This window comes from Synechococcus sp. UW106, assembly GCF_900474015.1.
GTDB lineage: Bacteria > Cyanobacteriota > Cyanobacteriia > PCC-6307 > Cyanobiaceae > Parasynechococcus.
In genome coordinates, this window is record NZ_UCNV01000014.1 from 25,654 (window position 1) to 34,488 (window position 8,835).

Here is an 8,835-nt window from a genome sequence, read left to right on the forward strand (position 1 = left end):
TCTGGACAACTATGGCGACTCTATGTATGAGCGTTCATAGAGTGAGAGCACGAGCCTGCGTCGACCATGACTTCCACCCCCGATACTGCGCCGGCCCATACCGCCAAAGACGGCAAGGGCATCCTGATCACCGAACCGGCGATGCAGCAGTTGGCGAAGCTGTGTAGCGAACAGGGTGACAACCAGGTGCTGCGCGTCGGCGTCCGCTCCGGGGGCTGCAGCGGCATGAGCTACACGATGGATTTCGTGCCCGCCTCAGACACCCTCGACGACGACGAGACCTACGAGTACATGGCCGCGGATGGCCAGAACTTCCGGGTGATCTGCGATCCGAAAAGCCTGCTCTACATCTACGGAATGCAGCTGGACTTCAGCACAGCCCTGATTGGTGGCGGCTTCAACTTCACCAACCCCAACGCCAGCCAGACCTGTGGCTGCGGCAGTTCCTTTGCGGTGTGAGCGAAGCCACGTGGGACTCTGAGAAGAGATCACTGCCCTCTCCCTGTTGATGGAGACTTCCCAGGACAGCCTGTTTGAGCAGGCGATGGCCCGTTACCAGAGCGGCGCTGCTGCCGATGAGGTGCTGCCTGATTTCGCCCGCATCGTCGAAGCCGCCCCGCGCCAGTCGGCAGGGTGGACCTGTCTGGCCTGGCTGCAGCTGCTCTGCGATCAGCCGGAGGAAGCGCTGCGATCAGCACGCTTCGCCGTGAAGCTCAACGGCCAGGACCCCCAGGCCAGGATCAATTTGAGCCTGGCGTTGCTGGAGACGCAATCCAAGGGCGTGCGGGACCACATCCAGGTGGTGCAGCAAGTGATGACCCTTGCCCCGGAGGTGTCCAGCGAACTCAAGGCCTCAATCGCCGATGGCCTCGAGCGCAAACCAGGCTGGAAGGCTCTCGAGAAAGTAAAAGCCTGGCTTGAGCTCTGAGTTCAACCGCCTGCTCGTCCAGAAACCGGATGCGCCCTCTGCCTGCATGACAGCCACCTCGACCATCAGCCGACTGCCGTCCCAGCGCACGAACGGCATTCCGGATCCGAGCACCTAGATGTGGTGAGAGAGAACCCCGCAATGGCACGCATCCTTGTGCTGAGCAATGGCCACGGCGAAGACCTCTCCGGCGCCCTGCTAGCCCAAGACCTTCAGCAGCAAGGGCACAGCGTGCAGGCGCTCCCCCTGGCGGGACTCGGCAGCGCCTACAGCAAGGCCGACGTGCCGCTGCTGGGACGCAGCCATGAATTCAGCACCGGCGGCATTGGCTACACCAGCTTTCAGGGTCGCCTCACGGAACTGCTGCAGGGGCAGGTGCTGTATCTGCTCAGACGCCTGATTCGTCTACTCCGCCACCGGCAGCGCTTTGATCTGATCCTGGTGGTGGGAGATGTGATTCCCGTGATCGCTGCATGGCTCAGTCACCGCCCCGTTGCGACATACCTAGTGGCCTATTCCAGCCACTACGAAGGGCAGCTGCGCCTGCCCTGGCCCTGCGCCGCTCTGCTGAAAAGCAAACGGTTTAAAGCCGTGTACAGCCGCGATCAACGCACCGCTGAGGATCTCAGTCACCAACTGCATCGGCCGGTGACCTTCCTGGGCAATCCGTTCATGGATTCAGTACTGACAGGGGCAGCCACAGCGACAGCCAGCGGTCAGCGCATCGGTCTGCTGCCCGGCAGCCGCCGACCGGAACTGGAGCAGAACCTGCAGCTGCTGCTGCAGCTGATGGAGCTGCTGCCCACCACACCACCCTGCAACGTGGATCTGGCCTTGGTGCCCAGTCTGAATGATGTCAGCCTGCAGCGACTGAGCAACAGGGTCGGCTGGCGGTTGACGAATGGCGTGCTGCATCGCGATGGATCCGTGTCGATCAACGTGCGCCGCGGGGCGTTCAATGCCGTGCTGCAGAACAGCGATCTGATGATCGGTATGGCGGGCACCGCCATCGAGCAGGCCGTTGGACTGGCCAAACCGGTGCTGCAGGTGTCAGGCCAGGGGCCGCAATTCACCGCGGCGTTCGCAGAAGCCCAGCGGCGCCTGCTGGGCCCCACCGTGTTCTGCGCCCCCGGGGAGAGCGGCAGCCGTGAGGCCCTCAAGGCCACAGCAGAGTTGGCCTTGGCGCTGCTGGATCGCTTCCGAAGGGATCCAGGCTTCCAGCAGCAATGCCGAGTGGAAGCAAAACGACGCCTTGGAGAGGCGGGTGGAGGCCCGAGAATGGCGGCAGCCATTAGTGCACTGCTGCCATGAGTGCCCCTTCAGAACCGGCCTGGAAACGCTGGCTGGACCGCCTGCTGATGGTGAATGTGCTGCTTGTGTTTGTCGGAGCTGGGGTCTTTGCGGTTGCGGTGGTGCGCCAAAGCCAAGGAGATGACTGGCTCATGGACCGGGTTCAGGTGCTGTGGCAACCCCTGTTCGCACCGGCCATCAGCCTGCTGATCATGGCGGCCCTGGTGAGCGGCATCTTCAGCTGGTGGCAGCGGCGAGTGCTGAAGCCAGATCGGGGTAACGGAAACTGAAGTTCATGGTGTCCAGCCGCTCCGAAGCGACCTGCTGGCCCTCCAGCACCACCTTGGCGCCATCCCCCAGAAGCACCTGGAGCACCGGTCCAGGGACCGGCAGCAGGCTGGGGCGTCCCAGGCTGCGTCCCAGCTGCTTGCTGAAGACCGCCATCGACACCGGCTCGGGAGCAACGGCATTGATCACGCCACTCCAGCTCTCGTCCGTGAGGGATTGAAGGATCAGAGCGCAAAGGTCACTGCGGTGGATCCAACTCATCCACTGCCGGCCACTGCCGATCGGACCGCCAAAACCCGTACGAAACACCGGAAGCATTTTTCCGAGCGCGCCGCCGTCGGCGGCCAGCACGATGCCGATCCGCAGGGTGACCTGCCGCACCGAAGAGGGAACTGCCGCGGCAGCCGCCTCCCAGCGTTGACACAAACTGGCGAGAAAGTCGTTGCCGGGTTTGCTCGATTCGAGAAAACGCTGCTCCAGACTGGAGCCGTAGAAACCGATCGCCGAAGCGTTCACCAGCACCTTCGGCGGGGTTGAACAGGCCTCGATCGCCTTCACCAGCTGTGAGGTCGTCTGCAGACGGCTGGTCTCCAGCAACTGCCGGTGAGCTGGGGTCCAACGCTTCTCAGCAATCGGTTCCCCCGCCAGGTTGACCACCGCATCGGCCTGGTTCAGGGCCTCCAAGAGCCCAGCAGCGGCCCAGGTGCCGCTGCTGGAGGGGTCGAGCTGCATCCAGATCAGTCGCCCATCCGCCCGTTCAGTGTTGTAACCACGAGCCAGCCGACGGCTGACCACGGTGAGCTGATGGCCGGCCTGGAGCAGGAGCGGCAGAAGCTCACGGCCAACGAAACCAGTGCAGCCGAACAGCAGCAGACGCATGAAAGCGAGGGTGGTGCGGCTGGGAGGCTAAGGGGGTTCGTCGGCGATTGGTTTTAGCCTGGGGCCATCACCATTTCTTGTCATGGCCGAATCCGACGCCGCTGCTCCCGCCAAGGCCAAGCCTGCTGCGCTGCGGAAAGGTGCTTTGGTCAGGGTGAACAAGGCCGCCTACAGCGCCAGCCTTGAAGCGGCTGCCAGCGACCCCACGGCACCCGCGTACATCTTTGAAGGCCCCGGTGAGCTGCTGCTAGTCAAGGGGGAGTACGGCCAGGTGCGTTGGAATCGCCCGGTACCCGATGTGTGGCTACGGATGGATCAACTGGAAGCCTGCTCCTGATCCTGCTCTTGATTCGAGGAGGGCTCCAGCGCCTCCTCCACGGCCGTGACGGCCGCAGGAACTGAAGTCATCGCGGCGGGGATGCGCCAAACCGCACCCGACAGGACTCCGCTGAGATCCCCCAAGGCCACGAGCACTGGGTTCGAGACGTTCGACCCGTCTGCAGCTGCTGCGGCCTGCCAGGGATTCCAGCCCGCCAGGTTGACCACGCTGCGGTAAGCCGTTGGCCAGGGGTTATCGGGCAACAGGCGTTGCAAGGCCTCGAACTGCTCTGAAGCCTGCGCCGGTCGGTTCTCAAGCACCGCCAGCAGCGCCAGGGTCCAGCGCGGTGAAATCGCCTGGGGATCCTGGGCCAATGCCTCCAGGGCTTCTGAGCGCACCGGGTCTCGATAGCTGAAATGGCCATCGAGCATGTGCTCCTGCCCGACCGCTGCGAACACTGGATCCAGCCCCACCGGCCCAGCGGCCAGCCCAGCGGCAAGGCTGGGAAAGCGATCCGCAAAGGATGGTTCTGCAATGGGGTGCATCGTGCTGCGGCGCCAGAGGGAATAACTGCCCCCGCGAGGACGCTGAAACTGATTCACCAGCTGGAACACACCGCTGCTGCGCACCGCTTGATCCAGACGCCGTGCCGCCTTGCGCACCGATCCCTGATTCCCTTCCGCCAACACCACCCATTCCGCCCGCTCCAACACAGGCTCACGGTCACGGCGGCTGCCACCCAGCTGGCGTCCAACGGTTTGCCCCCCCCGGCGACGGCCGTAGAAGCTGACGTTGTGCTGGTTGAGATCAGAGGTACTGGGCACCACGATCAAGGTGGCGGGAGGGCTGCTGGGGTCCGCACCGCCAGCAGCCTCCACCAAAGCCTCCACCGGGCCGCGGGGACGGTCTTCAAAACGATGCAGCTGATGGGCCCAGCCCGCGGGCACACAGGCCAGCAGCCCTGCCCCAAACAGGGGCCATACCAACGCTGAGCGTCTGGCCTGCAACCAATGCCCCCACTGCCACCAACCCCGGGCCAGCAGCAACAGCAGGGCGGGAAGCAGGGGAGCGATGTAGCGATCGCCTTTGTTGGGGCTCAGGGTGGTGAGCACCCAGGCCGCGACGAGATTGATGACGAGCCAGCGCCAAGACCAGGCGTGATCGGTTGAAACCTGCTGGCGCTGCCAGCACCAGAGCAGCACCCCTGAAAGACCAACCAACAGCAGCACACCGCCCAGCTGCTCCGGCAACAGGCGCGGGTACCACAGCCAACTGGCCAGGCTGAGCACGCCGGGATCCCCTTCCCGGGCCGCCGACTCGAACACCGCCCTGTTGGTACCGCCGAGGCTGGTGATCCAGTTGTGGCGCAACCAGGGGCCAACTAGCGCAGCCGTGAGGAAGGGCAAGAGCAGGGCCTGACGCAACCAAGGTCCACGCCGGCGAATCGCCATCCCGGCGGCCCAGAAACCGGCGGGCACAAGCACCAGCAAGGCGCTCTGCTTCACCAGCACCGCCGCCAGAGCCGCCACGGTGCATCCCCAGGCCTGCCCCCAGCGGCCACCGGTCTGGGGGTCGCACCAGACCCCCAGACGCCAGATCGCCAGGCTGCAACTGGCCACAAGGGCCATCTCAAGCACGTAATCCGTTCGCAGATCCAGGAAGGCCGGCGTCAATGCCGCCAAAAGGCAGGCGATCAGGGCCAAGCCCTCCCCCTGCAGCCGCCTCCCCCAGCCCGCCATCACGACAAGGAGCAGACCATGCCAGAGGCTGAGACTCCAGGCCGCCTGTTCCGGGGCATCGCCACTCAGCGCCATCACAGTGCCGTTCACCAATGAGGCCAAGGGCGGAATCTTCGGGGAGAGATCCAGCAATGCCTGCCAACCCTGCCAACCGCCACCCGGCAGCAATCCCAATGCGCGGCCGTGATCCATGGCGCTGTTGAGGTAGTCAGCCTGATCCCAGGCGGGGACACCGGTCTGCAGCGTCCACCAAAGCCGATCCACCAGGGTTGACAGCACCCAGATCAGGGCAACCCAAGTCCAGAAACGCCAGCGCTGTTTCACACGATCTCCAACCGACGCCGCTCATCCTGGAGCCGCTTGCGTCGCTGCTTGGCCTCCCGCAGCATCTCGCGACCATCGTGGAGATAGCCATCCACATAGCCCATGGTGTAGCGCTCCAGTTCGGCCAGAGCGTCCTCCACCTCAGAAAGGCAGTGGTACAGGCTGAGGCCGAAGCCACGGGCCGAGGCCGGCGTGGGCAATGACTGGAACAGTTGTTTGACCTTGTCCATCCGGCGTCCACTCGCCTCGAGATAGCTGCAGAACGCCTCCATCAGCTCGTCGTCATAGGGATCAGCCGACAGTGCTTTGAGTTGCTTGGGGAAGGGATTGATCACCTCACCGAGCATGCGGTCGATCGGGGCATAAACCCGCCGCAGCCACTCCACCAGAGCATCATCAGCCGCCACAGAGCGCTCGTGGGCACGGCTGGCCCGGCGCAGATCCGTCGGCGATGCCGCCCGGCCCGGCTGGGGCCGCATGCGATCAAAGGCCTTACGGCGCTCGGCATCGCCAAGCACTTCCCAGGCGGCATTGAGGGCCAGCATCTGCTGATCGTCGCCGCCTGCATCGGGATGGTGCTGCTTCACCAGCTGGCGATAGGCCGCTTTGATCTCAGCGTTAGTGGCGGTGCTGCTGACGCCAAGCACGGCATAGGGGTCGCTCACAGCTGACCATCCCTCCGGGCGGGAAGCTGCGAAGCAGCACTGAACATCGGTGTTGAGAGATATCTCTCGCCATAACTAGCCAGCATCACCACCAGCCGTTTGCCCGCCATGGCGGGATCCTGGCCAACGCGGAGGGCCGCTGCCATCGCTGCTCCACTGCTGATGCCGTAGAGCAGACCTTCCTCCCGGGCCAGTCGCCGTCCCACCTGCATCGCCTCCTCATCGCTCACCGTGAGGATCGAATCAATCCGATCCAGTTCCAGCACCGCAGGAACAAAACCGGCCCCGATCCCCTGAATGCGATGGGCTCCTGGAGGCTTCCCAGACAGCACGGCACTGGCCTCAGGCTCTACGGCAATCACCTGGAGCTGCGGCTGACGCTCTTTCAGCAGCCGGGCACAGCCGGTGATCGTGCCACCGGTCCCCACCCCTGCCACAAAGGCATCGATCTGGCCCTCCGTATCGCGCCAAATCTCCTCGGCCGTGGTGCGTTCATGCACAGCTGGATTGGCGGGGTTGTCGAACTGCTGGAGCAAGTAGGCGTTAGGGATCTCCGCCACCAACTCCTTGGCCAGGGCAATCGCCCCATTCATGCCCTGGGCACCGTCGGTGAGCTGCAGCTCAGCGCCATAGGCCCGCAGCATCGCCCGACGCTCGGTGCTCATCGTGTCCGGCATGGTGAGAATCAGCCGGTACCCCCGGGCCGCCGCCACCATGGCCAGGGCGATACCGGTGTTGCCGCTGGTGGGTTCCACCAGCACCGTTTGTCCGGGAACGATCGTGCCGGCCTGCTGCGCCTCCAGCACCATGGCGCTGGCGATGCGGTCTTTGACCGAGGCCGAGGGATTGAAGCTCTCCAATTTGGCCAGGATCTCGGCCTGGCAGCCGCAAGCCTGAGGCAGGCGGTTCAAGCGCACCAAGGGCGTGCCACCGATCAAGGCGGTGATGTCAGGAGCAATGCTCATAGCTGCAGCTTGCCCAGAGAACAACCATAAAAAAAGCCCTCCAAAGGGGAGGGCTTGATGTGTGTGTGTGAGGAAAGTTGTTCTGTGGGCCCAGCCAAGGTCAGGCCAAGAGATCAGAACTTGAAGGTGGTCTGAACCAGGCCACCGAAGACGCCGAGGGACTTGTAGTCGCCGTTGACGTTCTGGGTCTCGTCACCGAAGGGACGGCTGAGCCAGTAGATGGCTGGGGTGATCTGGATGTTGTCGGTGACCTGGAAGCTGTACCAGAGCTCCATGGCGTAACCGCCATCAGCCACAAAGCCATCCTCGACGTCGTAAACGAACTGGGGCTGACCCACGGCATAACCGAGGGCGTTGCCTTCAAGGATGACATCGTTCCAGGTGAGGCCCACCATCCAGCTGGCCATACCGCGCTTGTTGATGGCGTCATCCCAATCGCTATTGCCGCTCAGGAAGGACTTACCAAAACCGGCGCTGATGGAAGGCATCCAACCGGAATCTTCCGGACGCCAGAAGCCATGCAGCGAGACGCTGTTGCTTTGTGCACCGGAGCGATCCATGATGTCTTCACCATCAGCATCGGTCCCAGTGGCGACGCTGCAAGGGGTACCGAACTTGTCGCCAACGGCGTACTCGGTACCGGTGCGGAACTTGGCGCCGCACTGGCCGTAGCGGTAACCGGCAGCAAAGCCCCACTGCTTGTTGCCGTAGGCAATCTGAGCGGTGATGTTGCCTTCGGAGTTATCAGTCATGAAGCCACCCGTGTTGGGGTTGCTGTCATTGGCCTCACCGGAATCAGCAACGTAGTTCGCAGCGACGGTGAAGTAGGCGTTGCCCTTCTCGACTTGCTTCTTGTTGCTGTAGATGGCACCGAAGCCACCACCGGTTTCCTTGTTCCACACGCCGGGGGTACCCAGGGACCCACCGAAGAAGTCGAGAATCTTGGTACCGCCTTTGGCATAAGCCGTGGCCTTGTAGCCCATCATCTCGGTGTTCCGGGTCAGAGGACCGACCTGAACGGTGAAGCTGTCGCCGACGGGGAAGCGGTAGTAAATACGATCAACTTCGACGATGTTGCCCCCGGGGGCAGCGGTGTCGAGTTTGTTCAGGCTGACGCCGTTACCGTCCCACACGCTGGTGTCGCCCATGTTGCCCGCGCGCAGGCGGGTGTAGAGCAGATCCTTACCAGTGAAGGAGGTCTTCAGGCCGAGACGCAGGTCGTAGCTGAAGGAGAAGCCGCCGTATTCAGCGTTGTAGGCAGCGCGTGCACCTTTCTCGCCACCGGTGTTGTAATTATCACCTTTAGCGCGCGTCGCACCTGCCACCCAGACGGTTTTGGCTGTGAGCTTGGTGGTGGTGGAGAACTGGGTTGCTTCCAGTTCTCCAACACGGGCCTCGAGGCCGTCAACGCGACCCTTGAGGATGGCCAGCTCGGTTT

The 8,835-nt window shown here is 63.5% G+C and carries 10 protein-coding genes; 5 read left to right on the forward strand and 5 right to left on the reverse strand.

The window, feature by feature from the left end:
- Window positions 1-66: 66 nt before the first annotated feature.
- The 4 genes from DXY30_RS13385 (at window position 67) to DXY30_RS13400 (ending at window position 2,508) form a co-directional block, all read left to right on the forward strand.
- The gene (locus tag DXY30_RS13385; RefSeq protein WP_115095393.1) at window positions 67-459 is read left to right on the forward strand and encodes an iron-sulfur cluster assembly accessory protein; all 393 of its coding nucleotides are present in this window, start codon (window positions 67-69) and stop codon (window positions 457-459) included.
- Between the two features lie 49 nt (window positions 460-508).
- Window positions 509-928, forward strand: a complete 420-nt coding sequence (locus DXY30_RS13390) for a hypothetical protein (protein WP_115095394.1) — start codon at window positions 509-511, stop codon at window positions 926-928.
- A gap of 141 nt (window positions 929-1,069) precedes the next feature.
- A complete protein-coding gene (locus DXY30_RS13395) occupies window positions 1,070-2,239 on the forward strand; it encodes a lipid-A-disaccharide synthase-related protein (RefSeq protein ID WP_115095395.1) in 1,170 nt (389 codons plus the stop codon).
- Entirely contained in the window at window positions 2,236-2,508 is a 273-nt protein-coding gene (locus DXY30_RS13400) for a hypothetical protein (RefSeq protein ID WP_115095396.1), read from the forward strand. The genes DXY30_RS13395 and DXY30_RS13400 overlap by 4 nt, the downstream gene beginning before the upstream one ends.
- On the opposite strand, the gene DXY30_RS13405 is transcribed toward DXY30_RS13400, so the two are convergent.
- The gene (locus DXY30_RS13405) at window positions 2,456-3,385 is read right to left on the reverse strand and encodes a TIGR01777 family oxidoreductase (protein WP_115095397.1); all 930 of its coding nucleotides are present in this window, start codon (window positions 3,383-3,385) and stop codon (window positions 2,456-2,458) included. The genes DXY30_RS13400 and DXY30_RS13405 overlap by 53 nt on opposite strands.
- 82 nt (window positions 3,386-3,467) lie before the next feature.
- Between DXY30_RS13405 and DXY30_RS13410 the strand changes: the two genes are divergently transcribed.
- Window positions 3,468-3,722, forward strand: coding sequence for an NAD(P)H-quinone oxidoreductase subunit O (locus DXY30_RS13410; RefSeq protein ID WP_115025407.1), 255 nt, complete (start codon window positions 3,468-3,470; stop codon window positions 3,720-3,722).
- Here the strand turns inward: DXY30_RS13410 and DXY30_RS13415 are convergent.
- The 4 genes from DXY30_RS13415 to DXY30_RS13430 all read right to left on the reverse strand — a co-directional run.
- Window positions 3,701-5,767 carry a glycosyltransferase family 39 protein gene (locus DXY30_RS13415; RefSeq protein WP_115095398.1) on the reverse strand — a complete coding sequence of 689 codons (2,067 nt, stop codon included), beginning with the start codon at window positions 5,765-5,767 and terminating at the stop codon, window positions 3,701-3,703. The two genes, DXY30_RS13410 and DXY30_RS13415, sit on opposite strands and share 22 nt — an antisense overlap.
- Window positions 5,764-6,432 carry a J domain-containing protein gene (locus tag DXY30_RS13420; protein WP_115095399.1) on the reverse strand — a complete coding sequence of 223 codons (669 nt, stop codon included), beginning with the start codon at window positions 6,430-6,432 and terminating at the stop codon, window positions 5,764-5,766. The genes DXY30_RS13415 and DXY30_RS13420 overlap by 4 nt, the downstream gene beginning before the upstream one ends.
- Window positions 6,429-7,397 (reverse strand): cysteine synthase A, encoded by a 969-nt coding sequence (cysK, locus tag DXY30_RS13425; protein ID WP_115095400.1) that lies wholly within the window; start codon window positions 7,395-7,397, stop codon window positions 6,429-6,431. The genes DXY30_RS13420 and cysK overlap by 4 nt, the downstream gene beginning before the upstream one ends.
- A 113-nt stretch (window positions 7,398-7,510) precedes the next feature.
- On the reverse strand, window positions 7,511-8,835 hold a 1,325-nt coding region (locus DXY30_RS13430), incomplete at its 5' end, for an iron uptake porin (RefSeq protein WP_115095401.1).